This window comes from Sorangium sp. So ce726, from assembly GCF_051521405.1.
Classification (GTDB): Bacteria; Myxococcota_A; Polyangia; order Polyangiales; family Polyangiaceae; genus Sorangium.
In genome coordinates this window covers 398354-415430 of the sequence record NZ_CP150349.1, presented here as the reverse complement: position 1 = coordinate 415430, position 17077 = coordinate 398354, and the positions used below count along the sequence as shown (strand labels likewise).

Genomic DNA, 17077 nt, shown 5'->3' with positions numbered 1-17077 from the left:
CAAACCGCGGCCGGCCGCGCCCGGCGAGCCGCGGCTGCCGCGCGGAATCGCCCCAGCGAACGGGCGGACGGCGGCGCGCGACGCCCCGCGCGAGGTCGGAGGAGCGACAGACAGTCGACAGAGGGCCGCCGCGGCGAATATGCTCCCGCCGCCGTTCGCCCTGGCACCCAGTCCGGTCGCTCGTTGTGAGGAGGCGTGGTGATCACCTGCCCGAAGTGCTCCAAGGAAAATCAGGACCATTACAAGTTCTGTCTCGGCTGCGGCGCCGAGCTGCCTCGCGACGTTTCGCCCAAGAAGTTCGCGGCAGGCACCCCGCCCCACGGCGTGCCCGCGGCTTCGCGGGCGAAGGACTACGGCGATGAGCCGACCGCCATCGGCACAGGCGCCCAGAAGGGCCCCGCGGTCGCGCCCCCGCCGCCCGCGCTCGTCGATCCCGCGGCGTTCATCGCCCCGGCCCGCGGGGAGGACACCGGCGCCAGCAAGAAGGCCGCTGCGGCCGCGGCCGCGGCCGCGACGCCGGCAGCGGCGGCCGGCGCAGGGACGGTCGTCTGCCCCCAGTGCCAGGAGCCCAACCCGCCGTCGAACAAGTTCTGCGCGCTGTGCGGCTTCAAGCTCGTCAAGCCGGCGGGCCAGGCCGCGCAGCCCTCCACGCCGGTCGTCTCCACGTCGGGCGCCGCGAACGTCGTGCTGACGGCGCTCCGGGCCGACGGCACCGAGGCCGGCTCGTACACGCTGCCCACGAACCCCACGCTGATCGGGCGCGACTCGGGCACGATCTTCGGCGGCGACAGCTACCTCTCCCCGCGCCACGCGACGTTCTCGATCAAGGGCGGGCGGCTCTTCGTCAAGGACGAGGGCTCGCTGAACGGCGTCTACCGCAGGCTGCGCAGGGACACGCCGGTGCAGCTCGACAACGGCGACGTCTTCCGCATCGGCCAGGAGATCGTCCGCGTCGAGCCGCTCTCTCCGGCGCCCACGACCCCCGACGGCGTCGAGCGGCTCGGCAGCCCCTCGAAGGGCTACGTCGCGCGGCTGGCCCTCATCATCGGCAGGGACGCGACCGGCAACGCGTTCCCGGTCCCCGACACCGGCCTGCACCTCGGGCGCGAGCGCGGCGACATCCTCTTCCCCGAGGACGGCTACGTCTCCGGGCTCCACTGCCAGATCTCGCTCCAGGGCGGCCGGCTGTTCCTCACGGACCTCGGCAGCTCGAACGGCACCTTCCTCCGCGTCCTCGGCGAGACCGAGATCACGAGCGGCGACATCCTGCTCATGGGTCAGCAGCTGTTCCGCATCAACGTCTGAGGGCGCGCCACCGGCGCCCCGAGGGCGCGACCGTCCCGCTCGCACAACCCGTCGCCCCATCGTACGCTCAGCATCCCTGAGGCACTCGCCATGGAAATGGTCCGCACCATCCGCGTGGTCGCCGCCGTGATTGAACAGGACGGCCGGTACCTCATCACCCAGCGCCGCCCGACCGCCGTGCTCCCGATGCTCTGGGAGTTCCCCGGGGGACGCGTTGAGGAGACCGAGACGGACGCGGCTGCGCTGAAGCGCGAGGTCCGCCACCGGCTCGACGTCGAGATCGAGGTGGGCCAGCTGATCTCGTTCGTGAGCCACCCCTACGAGCGCTACGTCGTCGACCTGTACCTCTACGAGTGCCACATCAAGAGCGGCGAGCTCGCGTCGCTGGCCGTGAACGTGTTCCGGTGGGTCACGAGCGCCGAGTTCGATCGCTACCCGTTCACGCCGGCGGACGAGGCCAGCATGAACAAGCTCCTCGGCATGACCTGACGCGCCCGCGCCTGCGCCCTCACAGACGCGGCGAGCGCCGCAGCAGCACGAGGAACATCGGGCCGCCCAGCACCGCGGTCACCGCGCCCACGGGCGGCTCCGTGCCGAGCCACCGGAACAGGAGCCGCGCGACGAGGTCGCACGTGGTGAGCAGGACCGCGCCGGCCACGAGCGACAGCGGCAGGAGCCGCCGGTGATCCGCGCCGCAGAGCCGGCGGACCGCGTGCGGGACGATCAGCCCGACGAAGCCGATGAGGCCGGTGCGGCTGACGATCGCGCCGACGACGCACGAGGACGCGAGGAAGACCCGGCGCTCGACGGCGCGGACGTCGACGCCCAGCGTCCCGGCCGACTCGTCGCCGAGCGAGAGGAGGTTCAGGCGCGCGGCGTCGGCGAGGAGCACGGCGCAGCCGGCGGCGACATAGGCGGCGACGCCGAGGAGGGCCGAGGTCGTGGGCAGCTCGACGAAGCCGATGAGCCACCGGAGCAGCTGCTGGGCGCGCGAGGGGGAGACGAGCGTCTTGAGGAAGGAGATGAGGCCCGCCGCGATGGAGTTCACGATGACGCCGGCGAGGAGCATCGAGGCGCCGGAGGTGCCCTCGGCCGCGCCGCGCGCGATGGCGTAGACGAGCAGCGTCGCAACGAGGCCGCCGGCGAGCGCCGCCGCGGGCAGGAGCGTGGCGCCGAGGACGGTCGTCGCGCCGATGCCGAGCGCGATCGCGACCGCGGCGCCGAGCGCGGAGCCGCCGGAGACGCCCAGCACGTACGGCTCGGCCAGCGGGTTCCTGAGCAGCGCTTGGAACGCGGCGCCCACGGCCGCGAGGCCGGCGCCGGAGACAGCCGCGAGGAGCACGCGCGGCAGGCGCACGTCGATGAGGAGGGTCCGGTCGAGGCCGGGCTCGGCGACGGCGCGCGCGATCGAGACGGGCTCGGCGCCGAGGAGGACGGCGAGGAGCAGCGAGAGCACGAGCGCCGCGGGCGCCGCGGCGAGGACGAGCGCGCGGCGGAGGCCCCGCCCGGACGCCGGCGGCGCCGGGAGGGAGGGCGCGCTCGCTGGGCGCGGGGCGCGGCCGGACACGGGCGACGTCAATCCTGGCCGCCTCCGCCCGCTGCGGGCGGCAGCGGGGCGTGCCCTCCGCCTCGCTCGGCGTTCCGCTCGTAGATAAGGCGCAGCCCGGTGAGCGTCAGGTCATCGTCGACCCCCTCGATGGTCTCGGTCTGCGGCGCGATGAGCCGCGCGAGGCCGCCCGTGGCGATGACCCGGCAGGGGTAGCCGAGCTCCCGCCGCAGGCGCCCCACGAGCCCGTCGACGAGCCCCGCGTAGCCGTACACGATGCCCGACTGCATCGAGTGGACGGGGTTGCGGCCGACGACCCGGGGCGGGAGCGCGATCTCGACGCGGGACAGCCGCGCGGCGCGGGAGAAGAGCGCCTCGGCGCTGATCTGGATGCCCGGCGCGATGACGCCGCCCAGGTACTCTCCCTTCGGGGTCACGCAGTCGAACGTCGTCGCCGTGCCGAAGTCGACGACGATGACGCCGGCGGCGGCGTGATCCCCCCGGTCGGGCTCGGCCGCGTGCGCTCGCGCTGGTGCGGCGCGGGGCGCGGGCTCGGGCTGCCGCCGCACCCACTCGTGCGCCGCGACCGCGTTCACGATCCGATCGGCGCCGACCTCGCGCGGGTTCTCGTAGAGGATGGCCATGCCGGTCTTGATGCCGGGCCCCACGACGAGCGGCTCGATCCCGAACGCCCGCTCGACGAGCCCCACCATCGTGTCGGTCAGCGTCGGCACGACGCTCGCGACGATCGCGCTGTCGATGCGGGCGAGGTCGACGCGGCGGAGGTCGAGCATCTGCCGGACGAGCACGGCGTACTCGTCCGAGGTGCGGGAGCGCGCGCTCTCGCAGCGGAGGTGGTGCTGAAGCACCTCGCCCTCCAGCACCCCGAAGCTGATGTTGGTGTTCCCGACGTCGATGGCGAGCAACATGCTGGCCCGACTCTAGCGCCGCGCGCCCGGGATCCGGCCAGGATTTCGGACGCGCTGCCGGCGCTCGCGGCGCGCCCGGCCTTCAGCGCTTGCGCGCGAGCGTCACCCCGTCGCGCACGGTGAGCATGACCTTCTCGACCCGGGGATCGCGGAAGACGAGATCGTTGAAGGCGACGATGGCGCGGCCATCCGCGCTCTCGGGCGCGAGGACCTCGCCGCTCCAGAGGGTGTTGTCGGCGACGATCAGCCCGCCGCGGCGGAGGCGCGGGAGGGCCTCCTCGTAGTAGGCCGGATACCGCTCCTTGTCGGCGTCGATGAACACGAGATCGAAGGCCGGGCTCGCCGGCATGGCGCGGAGGGTGGCGAGCGCGTCGCCGAGCGCGATCCGGATCTTCCCGCCGTGCTCGCTGCGGTCGAAGAACGATCGGGCGATGCGGGCCACTTCGGGGTCGCGATCGCACGTGATGAGCTCGCCGTCCGGCGGGAGCGCCTCGGCCATGCTGAGCGCCGAGTAGCCGGTGAACGTCCCGATCTCGAGCACCCGGCGCGCCTGCATGAGCGCGACCAGCATCCTGAGCAGGGCGCCTTGGACCCGCCCGACCTGCATGACCGCCCTCGGCTCATGGGCCAGCGTGAACTCGCGCAGCTCGTCGAGGAGCGCGGCCGGCGGCTCGGAGTGGTCGTGGACGTAGCGATCCAGGTCTGGATTGACGATAGGGATCATGTCGAGGTTCCTCGGCCAGGCACCGTAGCATCGGTGCGCGCTCGCTCCTCACCTTGAGCCGCCGGCGGCCTTCGCGGTAGCGTCGACCATGGCCTTCTCTTCCTGGACGACGTGCGCCGCAGCGGCGCTCCTGGCGGCGGCCTGCAGCTCGACGGACGGCCCCCCCGGGACGGGCGGCGCTGGCAGCACCGGCACGGGCGGCTCCGGCGGCGCCGGCCTGGGCGGCTCCGGCAGCGCCGGCATGGGCGGCTCCGGCGGGGGCACGGGCGGCGCCGGCGGCTCCGGTGGCGCCGGCGCCGGCGGTGGGACGAGCTCCACGACGGCCGGCGGCGGCGCGGGGGGAGAGGCGGTCTACGATTGCGCGTCGCTCGGCGATCCGTGCACGACCTGCCTCGCCCTGCGCTGTCAGGAGAGCTATTGCGCGTGCCAGCGGAGCGCGGAGTGCGCCGCGCTGGGCAACTGCCTCCTCGGCTGCGCGGCGGAGGACGTGGCCTGCGAGCAGGCGTGCCTGACGGCGCACCGGGCGGGCATCTCGGGCATCTTCCTCGAGGGCGGCTGCGCGTCCGAGCGGTGCAACGCGCAATGCCCGTCGCGAGACGCGCTGTCCCCTTGTGCGTCCTGCCGATTGACAGGCTGCGCCGCCGAAATGAACGCGTGCGTCGCCGAGCCGTCGTGCAGGGCGATGCTCGCGTGCGTGGATACGTGCCGTGCGGACGGAGATGGGTGCCTGGACGGTTGCGCGGCGATGCACGCGGACGGCGTGCAGGCTGCCGGGGCGGTCTTCGCGTGCGAAGAGGCGCAGTGCGGGGCGGATTGCGAGTGACCGGTGATCCGCCGCGAGCTGCCATGCCGCGCGGCGTCGCGGGGGTCGACGCCCCGGGCGAACAGGCATACCATTCCGTCGTGGCCTTCCTCGGATTGCGCGAGATTGAGCGGGACCCGTACACGGTCGTCCATCACGACCCCGCTCAGCACCTCGTGTTCATCAAGCGATGTTCGCTGAACTATCCGAGCATCGCGGCGATCGAGCTGAGCTTCGATCGCATTGATCGGTCGCTCGAGGCGATCGCCAGGCAGCGCACGCTCCTGCTCGTCGACGCCCGAGACGCACCGCTGCGCAACGACGACGGATTCGAGAATGCGTTCGCGCACTGTCACACGCGGCTGACGGAAGGTTTCAAGAAGACCGCGGTCCTCCTGAAGAGCGCGACCGGGGTGCTCCAGCTCGGCCGGCTTTCGAAGGGCTATACAAAGCCGATGGGCATCTTCACCCGCCCCGAGGACGCGCTCCACCACCTCGGCGTCAGCGTCGACCTGAAGCAGCTCACCAATCCCTGACGCGCCCCTCTCTAGAGCACCGATCGCGTTGATCAAGCGAGAGATGAACCGCCAAGGACGCCAAGGACGCCAAGAAAACACAAAAATCTTGGCGTCTTATGGCGTCTTGGCGGTTCGAAATTCTGCTCTTTTTAGGCAATTTTAACCTGTTTGTCGCTCTAGGAGAGGGGTTTGCCGCCGGTGACTCCGAGTATCTCGCCATTGATGTAGCTCGCCTCGTTCGAGGCCAGGAACACGAACGCCGGGGAGAGCTCGACCGGCTGTGCCGGGCGCTGCATTGGATAATTCTTGCCGAAGGTGGCCACCTTCTCCTTGTCGAACGACTGCTGGATGAGCGGCGTCCACACGGGGCCGGGCGCCACGGCGTTGACGCGGATGCCACGCTCGATGAGGTCCTGCGCCAGCCCCTTGCTGAAGGTGACGATCGCCCCCTTGGTGGACGCGTAATCGAGGATATCCGAGCTCGGCTTGTACGCCTGGATCGAGGCGACGTTGATGATCGAGCTGCCTTTCTTCATGTGCGGCAGCGCGTACCGGATCATGTGGAACATGGCCAGGATGTTGACGCGGAAGGTGCGCTCCAGGCGCGCAGCGTCGATGTCCTCGAACCGCTCGACCGCCTTGCCCTGCTCCGCGGCGTTGTTCACCAGGACATCGATGCGACCGAACTTGCGCGCCACCTCCTCGACGACCTTCCTGCAATGGGCCTCGTCGGCCAGGTCGCCGGGTATCGTGAGCGCCTCGCGCCCCGCCTCTTTGACGACGCGCGCCGTCTCCTTCGCGTCCTCGTGCTCGCTCAGGTACGAGATCGCCACGTGGGCCCCCTCGCGGGCGAACGCGAGCGCGACGGCCCGGCCGATCCCGCTGTCCCCTCCGGTGACCAGCGCGATGCGGTCCTTCAGCCGGCCGAGCCCCTTGTACGACGACTCGCCGTAATCGGGCCTCGGATCCATCTTGGCTTCGACTCCGGGACGCTCCTGTGTCTTGCCCTCGAAAGGCGGCTTCGGGCCCGCGCCTTTCGGATCCGCTGTCGGTCCAGTGTTCTGCATAACCTCCTCCTGACGCTGCGCTGTGGTGAGAGGCCGAACGCGCTCCCAGCGAACCCTGGGCATAAGGGCGGCGGGACAGCCCAGCCATCGGTGGCCGCCTGCTCTCCCGATCGGAGCTCCCCCTACACCGGCGCAGCGACCGGCGAGCGGCGCGCGCCGTCGGATCGTCGCCGGGCGCTCGCGAGCGGACACGGCAGCAGGCATCTCTCGGTGATGGACGTGGATGGAGGTGATGGACGTGATCGGGCAGACGACGCGCGCCCCCGCCGCGACCTGTCACGTCAAGGCTTGACAGGCGACAGCTGGTCCGGTGTCTTCACCCTGCGTTGTCCCGCGGCATGCCGCCAGCGAAGACGCGGAGGAGAACCGTCGTGATGAAACACATCGACGAGAGCCGTCTGGAGTCAGATCTCGAGTATCGGTTCGGATATCTCATCGAGTTTGTCGGCTTCGGCGAGGCGGACATCGCGGCGATCCACGGCGCCGCGCCGCACCTCGCCCCGCGGGTCGAGGCGCTCGTCAACGCGGTGTACGAGAAGCTGTTCCTCTACGACGCCACGAAGCGCCACTTCGTGCCGAAGCAGCACGGCTACGAGGGGGCGGCCCCGGCCGACCTGGCGTCGCTCACGCTGGACCACGAGCAGATCAAGTTCCGCAAGCAGCACCTCTCAACCTACCTCGTCCGGCTCGTGACCCACCCGTACGATCCGAAGATGGTCGCCTACCTCGACATGGTGGGGAAGATCCACACCGCGAAGGCCGGCAATCCCGAGGTCGTCGTCCCGCTCGTGCAGATGAACGCACTCATGGGCTTCGTGTCGGACGCCCTGCTCCAGACCATCCTGTCGCTGGGCCTCGACCGGGAAACCGAGGTGGGCACCCTCCGCGCGTTCAACAAGCTGCTCTGGCTCCAGAACGACCTCCTCGCGCGCCACTACCTCTCGGCGGCCTGATCCCCCTCCCCCTCCGGCCATGCGTCGCCCGCCGGGACGGACCGCAGCGGCGGGCGGCGCGCTGGCATCCCGGGGGCAGCGGCGCGTCGAGCGGACGGCCCATTGCGCAATTACGCGACCGTTTGCGCAAGCGCACAACAGCGCCCGCCGCGCCGCCCCGCCACGCGCGCCGCGCGCCGGCAGGGCCGCCTTCGGATCGCCTGGGTCGGCCGGGAACGCCGCGACGAGGAGCCCGGCACATGCGGTGCTAGGCGCCCGCCCACCATGAACCGATTCTTCGATGGCATCGCGCTTCTCGTGGGGCTGTCCGTCATCCCGACGATCGCCGGCTGCAGCGACGAGCCATCCGAGGAGGAGCGCCGCTTCGCCCGGCTCGCGAAGCGCGCCGAGCAGGTGCGCGAGCTGTCGTTCCGCAACGCCGTGCCGGTCGTCACGATCACGCGGGACGAGTTCGAGGCGGACCAGGAGGCGGCCGCGGCCGCCGCGGAGGAGGACGATCTCGCGGAGATGGCCGCGACCTACGGACGGCTCGGCTACTTCGCCGTCGACGCGGACCTGCGGGAGACGCTGGCTCGCTCGAGGGACTGGGCCGCTGCCTGGTACTCGCCTGAGAGCAAGGGCATCGTGCTCATCGGCGAGGTGGACGACTCCGTCCTCATCCACGAGTATGTGCACGGGCTCCAGGATCAGCATTTCGACCTGGGGCCGGACCAGGACGACGCGCTGACGAGCGACGCGTTCCTCGCGCAGCGGGCGGTCACCGAAGGCGACGCGACGCTCACGGAGGGGCGCTTCATCATGCAAGAGCACCTCGACGCCGATCTGCACCTCGTGGACTGGGGCCCGCTCCTGTCCTCGGTGCATGCGCGCCGGGAGGAGCTCCTCGCCGGGAGCGAGCTCCCCCTCTTGTTCATGGCGTATCCGTCGTTCGCCTACAGCTTCGGGCTCGAGTACTGCGCTCACAACCTGACAGGCGCGAGCGCGGCGACGCCCTTCATCGACAGGCTCCCGCCGTTCGACTGGTCGAGCGAGGACGCGCTCTTCACGACGCGGGCGCCCGCGAGCACCCAGCAGGTCCTCGCCCTCGACGCCCAGGACCCAGAGGTCGGCGTCGGCCTGGACGAGATCCCGTCCACGCTCGACGATCGGATCGAGCGGCTCAACTGGGACACCCTCGGTGAGTGGCTCACCTACCTGCTCCTGCGCCCGCTCGAGGGCGCGCCCGATCTCGGCGACATGCGCGCGCTGGCGGCGGCCTGGGATGGCGATCGCGCCCTGTTCGTGCGCGATCGGAAGACGGACACGATCGGTACGGCGTGGGCGTCGGCGTGGGACGACGCCGGCGCCGCGGCGGGCGTCGAGGCCGCGCTGTGGCAGCTCTACGACGGCTCGCCGATCGCCGGCGAGGAGCCGCGGCTCGGGCGCGCCGGCGACGGCGAGCTCATCTGGATCGAGCGGAGGGAAGAGCGCGTGGTCGCCCTCAAGAACGTCGATGAGGCGCTCATGCCCTCGCTCGCCGAGGCCGCCTTCCCCTCCGGGATCCGGCCGATGCGGCACATGATCCGGACGCGCCCGTCGCTCGCGGCCAGGCTCTCGCGGCGCCTGCCCGGGCGACATCACTGAACCAGCGACGGCGCGGCGCGCTCAGATGCAGAGCGAGTCGCAGTCGTGATCTTCTTCGCACGCCGTGACGCAATCGCCGTCGTCGTCGCACGCCGATATGCAATCGTCTCGTTCCGTCGAACACGCCGTGATGCAGTCGTCGCCTTCGTCCTTGTCGTCGTCCGTGTCGACGAAACAGCCCGTGGCCAGGGGAATCGTGGAAACCAAGAGCACTGCGAGCACCTTGCGCAACATGGGTTGTCCTCCTTCGTGGTGTACTGTCCGCATGCGATGCAGGGGACATCGAACACTCAAGCAGGGGGCGTACCAATCGCTGTTCTGACGCGACTCACCTGTTGGGCCGCAGCCCCGGAGAGCCGTGATGCCGCGCGAGGCGAGCTCGGCGCCGGAGTTCCGGGTCATCCGAGCACGTCGGCCGGCGGACGTGGGGTATCCCGCGAGAAGGCAAATCGCCACAGCGGAGGAGGCCGTGGCGGCGCTCGGCGCCACCGGCGCCGGGATTTTCCGCGCGGCGCGCTGGGCGTGCGCGCCGGGCCAAAGTGTCACACCCGCCTCGACCGTGGCCGACGGACCTCCGTCCAGGCGAGCCTCCGGCCGCGCTGGGTCTCACCGCAGCGCGGCCCCGCAGCTCACCCCTCGTCCTCGGGCTTCTGCGGCTTGGGCGGCGGCCGGTCCACGGCGTAGCGCCGCAGATCCAGCGTGTAGGGCGCGTCGCCGTGGGCGATCGCCTGCTTCGCGGTCACCGGCCAGGGCGTCGGCCCCTCGATCGTGAACCGCTGCGCGCGCCGCGCCGACGCCTCGAACCGCGTGAGCGGCGCGGCGTCGAAGGCGCGGCCCTCGGGGTGCCACACGTGATAGGCGCACGCGCCGATCGAGCGCTTGCCCCACGTGTCCAGGATGTCGATGTGGACCGGGTGGTGGATGCCGAGGTGCGCGTGCAGGCTGTGCGGCGGCGCCCAGGCGCGGAACCGCACGCCGCCCACGTGCTCGCCCGCCGTCCCCGTCGGCCGGAGCGGCAGCACGTGGCCGTTCACGAGCACCGTGTGGCGCTCCGGCGTGAGCCCCTGCACGCGCACCTCGATGCGCTCCATCGACGAGTCCACGTAGCGCGACGTGCCCGTCGTCGTCAGCTCCTCGCCGAGCACGTGCCACGGCTCGATCGCGTTGCGCACCTCCAGCACCACGTCGCCGGCGTGCAGCGTGCCCACCACCGGGCAGCGCAGCTCGATGAACGGCCGGTACGCGTCCGCGGGCAGGGCGAGCCCGCGCTGCTTCAGGTGATCGAGCACGTCCTCGAAGTCGCGCCACAGGTAGTACGGCAGGAGGAAGCGGTCGTGCAGCGCCTGGCCCCAGCGCACGAGCCGGCCCGTGTACGGCGCCTCGGCGAACGAGGCGAGGAGCGTGCGGACGAGGAGCGCCTGGGCGACCGCCATCCGGAAGTGCGGCGGCATCTCGAAGGCGCGCAGCTCGACGAGCCCCTGCCGGCCGTGCGCCGTCTGCGGGTCGAACAGCTTGTCGATGCTCACCTCGGCGCGGTGCGTGTTGCCCGTCATGTCCACGAGCAGGTGGCGGAACAGGAGGTCCGAGAGCCACGCCGGCTCGTTCTGCCGGCGCTCGAACGCGCGCGAGAGCGCGATCTCCAGCTCGTAGAGGTTCTCGTGGCGCGCCTCGTCCACGCGCGGCGCCTGCGAGGTCGGGCCGACGAAGAGGCCGGCGAACATGTACGAGAGCGACGGGTGGTGCTGGTTGAACGTGAGCAGGCTGGCCAGCAGATCCGGCCGGCGCAGGAAGGGGCTCGAGAGCGGCGTCGGGCCGCCGTACGTGAGGTGATGGCCGCCCCCGCTCCCCGCCATGCGCCCGTCGATCAGGTATTTCTCGCAGTGCAGGCCGCTGTGGAGCGACGCGTCGAACACCGTCTCGAGGAGCGACGCGTACGCGCGCACCCCGTCGGAGGGCGGCAGGTTCACCTCGAGCACGCCCGGGTCCGGCGTCACCGAGAAGCGGAGCACGTTGGCGCCGGCCGGGGGCGGGTACCCCTCGAGCAGCACGTCGATGCCCGTCTCCTGCCGGGTCGCGTCGATCGCGGCGATGAGCTCGAAGAAGTCGGCCGGCGAGAGGAGCGGCGGCAGGAAGACGTGGACGAGGCCGTCGCGCGTCTCGACGCAGAGCGCCGTGCGCACGCCGTAGCCCGATCGCCCCGCGGCGGGCGCGGCGCGCTGGGCGTGCACGGCGCGCTTGTCCTCGGAGGCGTGCCGCTGGGCGGCGCGCGCGCGCGCCGCCTCGGCGTGCTCTGGGTCGCCGTCGCCGTCCAGCGGCTCGACGCGGCGCTGCTTCTCGTCGTCCTCGTCGAGCTCGAGATCGCCGCGCCGCGGGTCGTGAGGCGACACGAGCTCCTCGATCGGCGGCGGCGGGGCCACCGCGACGAGCGAGCGGAGCGGGAGGCGCAGGCCAATGGAGCTGTCGCCCGGGAGCAGGAAGAGGTGCCCGCGCCGGAAACCCCATCGCTCGCTGATCCACGATCCCCACTGGCGCGCGAGGGGCAGGACGAAGCCAACCTCTCGCCCGAGCCCGCGATCGAGGACCCGCGCGAGGCGCCGCCGCTCCTCCGGGTCGTCGAGGTTCGCCTTGAGCGGGTCGACGTCGGTGGGCAGGCTCGCCTCGTCCTGGAGGTGGCGCCAGGGGTCCTCGAGGGCCGGGATCAGGAAGTCGGCCAGCCCGAGCCGCGTCGCGAGCGCGTCCGCGAACTTCCGCGAGAGCTCGACGCCGCGCCCGCGCGACGCGCTGGTCGCCGGATCGGCGTGGCGCGCCTGGGACATCTCGGTCCAGATCGGGACGCCGTCGCGCCGGCCGATGATCTCGAGCGCCCAGCGGGGCAGGCTCTCGCCGGGGTAGTGTTTGCCGGCGCGGAGCAGCAGGACGCCGCCCGGCGTGATCCGGCGCCGGAGCTCGTGCGCGAGCCGGAGCCCTTGCGACCACTTCGTCGGGCCGAGCGCGCCCTCGCACCACTCGGGCGCGTCCGGATACTCGCGCGAGTTGAACGTCGGCTCGCCGCCCATGGTCAGGGAGAGGCCCGCGGCGGTGAGCCGCTCGTCCGCGCGATCTGCTACGGACAGGAGCTCCTGCCACACCGGCTCCTCGTAGGGCGTGGTGGGCCGCGGCTCGTGGCCGAGCCGCCCGACCTTCATCTCGAAGGTCACGTCGGTCGCGCGCGTGTCGCTCGTGCCCTCGACCGGCGCCGCGAGCGCGGGCGAAGCGGTGCAGGCGAGCGGGATGTGGCCTTCGCCGCAGAGCAGGCCGCTCGTCGCGTCGAGGCCGATCCAGCCGCCGCCGGGGAGGAAGACCTCCGCCCACGCGTGCAGGTCGACGACGTCGCGGCTCACGCCGCGCGGCTGGTCGGGGATCATCCCCTCGTCCGTGAGCTGCACGAGGTAGCCGCTCACGAAGCGCGCGGCGAGCCCGCGCGACCGGAGCGCCGCGATGAGCAGCACCGCCGAGTCACGGCAGCTGCCGCGCCCTTGCGCGAGCGTCTCCTCCGGCGTCCAGATGCCGGCCTCCTCGCGGATGACGTACTTGATGCGCCGGTTCACGGCGGTGTTCAGCGCGACGAGGAGCGACACGGTGTCGCCCTTCGAGGGCAGCCCGGCGAGGAACTCATCGAGCAGCGGGCCGCGGGCGAACGAGGGGTCGGTGCTGTCGAGGAAGGGGGCCAGGTCCTGCTTGAGCTCGGCCGGATACGCGAACGGGACCTCCTTCGCGCGCTCGTCGAGGAAGAAGTCGAACGGGTTCACGGGGCGCACGCTGACCGCGAGCTCGACCAGGACGTCGAAGTGAGGGACGCGCTCGCCCGCGGGCAAGAGCACCCGGGCGACGTGGTTGCCGTACGGATCCTGCTGCCAGCGCGCCGCGATCGGCGGGTCGATCTTCAGGCTGTACGACTCGATCTTCGCCTTCGCGTGCGTCGCGGGCCGCAGCCGGATGAGCTGCGGGCCGAGCGAGGCGGGACGGGGATAGTTGTAACGGGTCCGGTGCTGGATGAGCAGGCGCACGGTGGTTTGTCTCCGGGGGTGGCCCTATCCAACCAGAAGTGCCCCGTTCCGTCTCGCCTTCCGTGACGCGCGTGAGGCGCGCGGCGAGATCGTTTCGAGGACGATTCGGCCAGGGATCGACGGCGTGGCGGCGCGTGGGCGCGATCGTGCGGCGGGCGAGCGCGCGGGCGTGTGGCGAGCGCGCGGGCGTGCGGCGGGCGAGCGCGTCGCGGCACGACGGGGCGAGCGCGTCGCGGCGCGAGCGCATGACGGTGCGTGGACGCGAGCGCGCCGCAGCGTGCGGACGCGATAACACGAGCGTCTGACGGCGATCGTGAGGCAACGCGACCGCATAGCAACGCCAGCGTGTGACGGAGCGACCGCACAGCGACGCGAGCGTGTGACGGAGCGATCGCACGCCAACGCGGCCTCGCGACGGCGCGAGCCGTGGGACGAAGCGACCGTGCGGCGGCGCAAAAACCCCGTGTTGCGGCGCCTTTGGCGTCGTTCTGTCCGCCTCGCCACGCCGCGCCCCGACACCGGCGCCTCCCGCCCTTGCCGTCCGAGGGCGAAGCGGTGATCATCGCCCGCTGTGTCGGGTTCGGAGACGAAACAGCCCTCGCTGCCCCCGGTCGAGCCGGGGACCGTGCTCGCCGGCAAGTACCGCGTGGAGCGGGTCATCGGCCAGGGCGGCATGGGCGTGGTCGTCGAGGCCCGCCACGTCGTGCTCGACGAGCGGGTCGCCCTGAAGTTCCTGCTCCCCGAGTTCACCCAGCACCCCGAGGGGTCGGCCCGCTTCCTCCGCGAGGCGAAGGCCGGCATGAAGATCAAGAGCGAGCACGTCGCCCGTGTTTCGGACGTCGGCACGCTCGAGAACGGCGCCCCCTACATGGTCATGGAGTTCCTGATCGGGAGCGACCTGGCGCGCCTGCTCCGCGATCAAGGCGTGCTCGGCATCGAGGACGCGATCGATTACATCGCGCAGGGCAGCGAGGCGATCGTCGAGGCCCACGGGCTCGGCATCGTCCACCGCGATCTCAAGCCGGCGAACCTGTTCCTGACGGCGCGCGTCGACGGCTCGCCGCTCGTCAAGGTGCTCGACTTCGGCATCTCCAAGATGGCGACCGGCGCGGTCGACGTCCTGACGGGCACGGACGCGGCGCTGGGCTCGGCCCTGTACATGTCGCCGGAGCAGATGCGGCAGACGCGCTCGGTGGATCACCGGACGGACATCTACGCGCTCGGCGTCTCGCTGTATGAGCTGCTCGCCGGCAGGCAGCCGTACTACGCGGAGACGCTGCCGCAGCTCTGCGCAGAGGTGCTGACGGGCACGCCGACGCCGCTGCGGGAGATCCGCCCCGACGTGCCCGCCGCGCTCGCGGCCGTGCTGGAGAAGGCGTACGCCCGCGAGCGCGAGCACCGGCACGCGTCGGTCGCCGAGCTCATCGTGTCGCTCGCGCCGTTCGCGCCCGCGCGCACGTACACGACCCTGGCCCGGATCGCGCGCATGGGCGGCCTGTCGCTGCACGCCGCGATCCCCGGCGGGCAGCGCGCGTCGCAGCCGTCGTTCCCCGCCGTGGACTCGAGGCTCCCTGGCCCGGCCGCTCGCGAGCCGTCGTGGCCGGGGCCCACCTCGCATCCCGCCTGGCAGCGCGACACCGCGCAGCCGCGCCCGCCGACGCCGCTCCCCCACGGGATGCCGTTCTCGCAGGCGCCGTCGCCCACCGCCCACGCCTCGACGCCTTACCCCCATCCATCGTCGCCGTTTTCCCAGCTCCCGTCGTCCGGCGGCGGCGCCTTGGGGCCTCACCCTGCCGAGGACGGCAGGCCAAGCCCGATCCCGCCGAACGGCTTCCCGGCGCCCACGCCGCATCAGCAGATCGTCCCCGGTCCGTACAGCGCGCCGATGAGCTCCCGCGCCGCCGCGACCTTCGCGTCGTCGACCCACCTCGGGATCTCGTCGGACGGGCGCCGGATCCCTGGGCTATCGGTCTCGCCTTCCGCGATCCTCGCGATCGCGCTGATCTCCGCGACCCTCCTCCTGGGGGTGATCGTCGGCAGTGTCTACGTGCTCCGCCGGGGCGGCGCCGACGGGACGGAGGGCACGGCGGCGGCCCCCACGGTCGCCGTGAGCGCGACGGAGACCGCCGCGCCGGCGCCAGCGCCGACCCCCGAGCAGCCCGCGCCTGCCGCCGCGACGACGACGCCGGACGGGCCGACGATCCGACCGACAGGGGCGGCAGCCGACGCAGCGACGACGGCTGACGCGGCGGCGAGCGCCTCCGCTGCCGCGAGCGCCCCCGCGGCGAACGCCGCCGCGGCCGCGAGCTCCCCCGCGGCGTCGCCGAGGACGGCGCCCACTGCCGCCCGGGGCGGCGCGCCTGCGGGGCGCACCACGCCGGCCGCCCGCCCGTCGCAAGCTGCGACGACGCAGCGCCCTCCGAAGGGCATCGACCTGAACGACCCGCACTGAGCCCACAGCCATGATCCCCTCGATAGTCCATGCCCCCCGCGCGCTGCGTCGCGCCCGCCTCGCCCTCGCCGCGGTCGTGCTCGCCTCGGCCGCCCTGCTCGCGCCCTCGGGCGCCGCCGCGCAGGGCGCGGGCGGCGATCCGACGCTCGCCCAGACGCTGTTCGAGGAGGGGCGCCGCCTGATGGAGGCGAAGTCGTACGCGCAGGCGTGCCCCAAGCTGGCCGAGAGCCAGCGCCTGCGGCCCGGCACGGGGACGCTGCTCAACCTGGCCCTGTGCAACGAGGGGCTCGGCAAGACGGCGACCGCGTGGGGGCAGTTCAAGGAGGCGCTCTTCGCCTCGAAGAAGGAGGGCAACGCCGCGCGCGAGGCGTTTGCGCAGGAGCACATCGACGCCCTGGAGCCGAGGCTCTCGAAGATCCAGCTCAACGCGGAGAACACGCCCGGCCTGCTGGTCCGCGTCGACGGCGGCGACATCCCCGCGGCCGCGCTCGGCACGCCGATCCCGATCGATCCTGGGGCGCACGAGGTCGAGGCGACGGCGAGCGGCTACACGGTCTGGTCGACGACCGTCCAGGTCGGCGAGAGCGCCGATCTGAAGACGATCGCCATCCCGAAGCTCCTGCCGGTAGCGCCCACGAGCAAGACCGCCGGGCCGCAGGTGCCGCCGGCCGGCGGCGCCGTCAGCGGCCGCAGCGGCGGCGGCCTGCAGACCGCGGGCTTCGTGATCGGGGGCGCTGGCGCGGCGGTGCTCGGCGTCGGCGCCGTGTTCGGCATCCTCGCCGCGGGGCAGGCGAGCGACGCGGAAAAGGACGAAGCGCTCTGTCCGGAGAAGCTGTGTACGCCGGAAGGTCGCAAAGAGATCAACGCGGCGGAGACCAAGGCGCTCGTGTCCACGATCGGCGTCGGCGTGGGTGTCGCCGCGCTCGCCGCGGGGGCGGTCCTCGTGCTGACCTCGGGCCCATCAAGGGCGGAGGGCGCGAGCGCCGCGGGGGCACGGCAGGGCTCGCCAGCGCGGGTGCACGCGCGCATCGTGCCGCTCATCGGCCCGGAGGGCGGCGGGGTCGGGGTGCTGGGCGCGTTCTAGCGCCGAGGCGCGGCAAACGCCGATCGGC

14 protein-coding genes are annotated in these 17077 nt (G+C 72.4%); 8 read left to right on the top strand and 6 right to left on the bottom strand.

The annotated features are described in order from the left end of the window. Positions 1-198: 198 nt before the first annotated feature. Both WME79_RS01560 and WME79_RS01555 read left to right on the top strand, forming a co-directional pair. Positions 199-1305, top strand: a complete 1107-nt coding sequence (locus tag WME79_RS01560) for an FHA domain-containing protein (protein WP_437531208.1) — start codon at positions 199-201, stop codon at positions 1303-1305. A gap of 90 nt (positions 1306-1395) precedes the next feature. Next, positions 1396-1794 carry a (deoxy)nucleoside triphosphate pyrophosphohydrolase gene (locus tag WME79_RS01555; RefSeq protein ID WP_437531207.1) on the top strand — a complete coding sequence of 133 codons (399 nt, stop codon included), beginning with the start codon at positions 1396-1398 and terminating at the stop codon, positions 1792-1794. Between the two features lie 19 nt (positions 1795-1813). On the opposite strand, the gene WME79_RS01550 is transcribed toward WME79_RS01555, so the two are convergent. From WME79_RS01550 to WME79_RS01540, 3 genes are all read right to left on the bottom strand, one after another. After that, on the bottom strand, positions 1814-2884 hold the full coding sequence (locus WME79_RS01550) for a FecCD family ABC transporter permease (RefSeq protein ID WP_437531206.1): 1071 nt from the start codon (positions 2882-2884) through the stop codon (positions 1814-1816). Then, complete coding sequence (locus WME79_RS01545; protein ID WP_437531205.1) at positions 2881-3780, bottom strand: type III pantothenate kinase; 900 nt, start codon at positions 3778-3780, stop codon at positions 2881-2883. The genes WME79_RS01550 and WME79_RS01545 overlap by 4 nt, the downstream gene beginning before the upstream one ends. Before the next feature lie 82 nt (positions 3781-3862). After that, positions 3863-4504 carry an O-methyltransferase gene (locus tag WME79_RS01540; protein WP_437531204.1) on the bottom strand — a complete coding sequence of 214 codons (642 nt, stop codon included), beginning with the start codon at positions 4502-4504 and terminating at the stop codon, positions 3863-3865. 88 nt (positions 4505-4592) lie between these two features. Between WME79_RS01540 and WME79_RS01535 the strand changes: the two genes are divergently transcribed. Then, positions 4593-5327 (top strand): hypothetical protein, encoded by a 735-nt coding sequence (locus WME79_RS01535; protein ID WP_437531203.1) that lies wholly within the window; start codon positions 4593-4595, stop codon positions 5325-5327. 80 nt (positions 5328-5407) lie between these two features. Further along, positions 5408-5842: a hypothetical protein gene (locus tag WME79_RS01530; RefSeq protein ID WP_437531202.1), complete on the top strand. Its 435-nt coding sequence runs from the start codon at positions 5408-5410 to the stop codon at positions 5840-5842. Positions 5843-6000: 158 nt separating this feature from the next. Here WME79_RS01530 and WME79_RS01525 read toward each other — a convergent pair whose 3' ends face one another. Further along, positions 6001-6891 (bottom strand): SDR family oxidoreductase, encoded by an 891-nt coding sequence (locus tag WME79_RS01525; RefSeq protein ID WP_437531201.1) that lies wholly within the window; start codon positions 6889-6891, stop codon positions 6001-6003. A 374-nt stretch (positions 6892-7265) separates the two neighbouring features. Between WME79_RS01525 and WME79_RS01520 the strand changes: the two genes are divergently transcribed. Together WME79_RS01520 and WME79_RS01515 are read left to right on the top strand one after the other, a co-directional pair. Continuing rightward, entirely contained in the window at positions 7266-7844 is a 579-nt protein-coding gene (locus WME79_RS01520; protein WP_437539737.1) for a protoglobin family protein, read from the top strand. Positions 7845-8108: 264 nt separating this feature from the next. Next, entirely contained in the window at positions 8109-9467 is a 1359-nt protein-coding gene (locus tag WME79_RS01515) for a hypothetical protein (RefSeq protein ID WP_437531200.1), read from the top strand. A 21-nt stretch (positions 9468-9488) separates the two neighbouring features. Here WME79_RS01515 and WME79_RS01510 read toward each other — a convergent pair whose 3' ends face one another. Further along, on the bottom strand, positions 9489-9701 hold the full coding sequence (locus WME79_RS01510; RefSeq protein ID WP_437531199.1) for a hypothetical protein: 213 nt from the start codon (positions 9699-9701) through the stop codon (positions 9489-9491). 395 nt (positions 9702-10096) lie between these two features. Further along, the gene (locus WME79_RS01505) at positions 10097-13513 is read right to left on the bottom strand and encodes a DUF2126 domain-containing protein (protein WP_437531198.1); all 3417 of its coding nucleotides are present in this window, start codon (positions 13511-13513) and stop codon (positions 10097-10099) included. Between the two features lie 571 nt (positions 13514-14084). Here WME79_RS01505 and WME79_RS01500 point away from each other — a divergent pair. Both WME79_RS01500 and WME79_RS01495 read left to right on the top strand, forming a co-directional pair. Further along, complete coding sequence (locus WME79_RS01500; RefSeq protein ID WP_437531197.1) at positions 14085-15965, top strand: serine/threonine protein kinase; 1881 nt, start codon at positions 14085-14087, stop codon at positions 15963-15965. Positions 15966-15975: 10 nt separating this feature from the next. Continuing rightward, positions 15976-17049 (top strand): hypothetical protein, encoded by a 1074-nt coding sequence (locus WME79_RS01495; RefSeq protein ID WP_437531196.1) that lies wholly within the window; start codon positions 15976-15978, stop codon positions 17047-17049. Positions 17050-17077: the final 28 nt, after the last annotated feature.

Coding starts and splice junctions, on each gene's coding strand:
- WME79_RS01555 (WP_437531207.1), top strand. CDS start 1,396: ATGGAAATGGTCCGCACCATCCGCGTGGTCGCCGCCGTGATTGAACAG.
- WME79_RS01545 (WP_437531205.1), bottom strand. CDS start 3,780: ATGTTGCTCGCCATCGACGTCGGGAACACCAACATCAGCTTCGGGGTG.
- WME79_RS01540 (WP_437531204.1), bottom strand. CDS start 4,504: ATGATCCCTATCGTCAATCCAGACCTGGATCGCTACGTCCACGACCAC.
- WME79_RS01535 (WP_437531203.1), top strand. CDS start 4,593: ATGGCCTTCTCTTCCTGGACGACGTGCGCCGCAGCGGCGCTCCTGGCG.
- WME79_RS01525 (WP_437531201.1), bottom strand. CDS start 6,891: ATGCAGAACACTGGACCGACAGCGGATCCGAAAGGCGCGGGCCCGAAG.
- WME79_RS01520 (WP_437539737.1), top strand. CDS start 7,266: ATGAAACACATCGACGAGAGCCGTCTGGAGTCAGATCTCGAGTATCGG.
- WME79_RS01515 (WP_437531200.1), top strand. CDS start 8,109: ATGAACCGATTCTTCGATGGCATCGCGCTTCTCGTGGGGCTGTCCGTC.
- WME79_RS01510 (WP_437531199.1), bottom strand. CDS start 9,701: ATGTTGCGCAAGGTGCTCGCAGTGCTCTTGGTTTCCACGATTCCCCTG.
- WME79_RS01495 (WP_437531196.1), top strand. CDS start 15,976: ATGATCCCCTCGATAGTCCATGCCCCCCGCGCGCTGCGTCGCGCCCGC.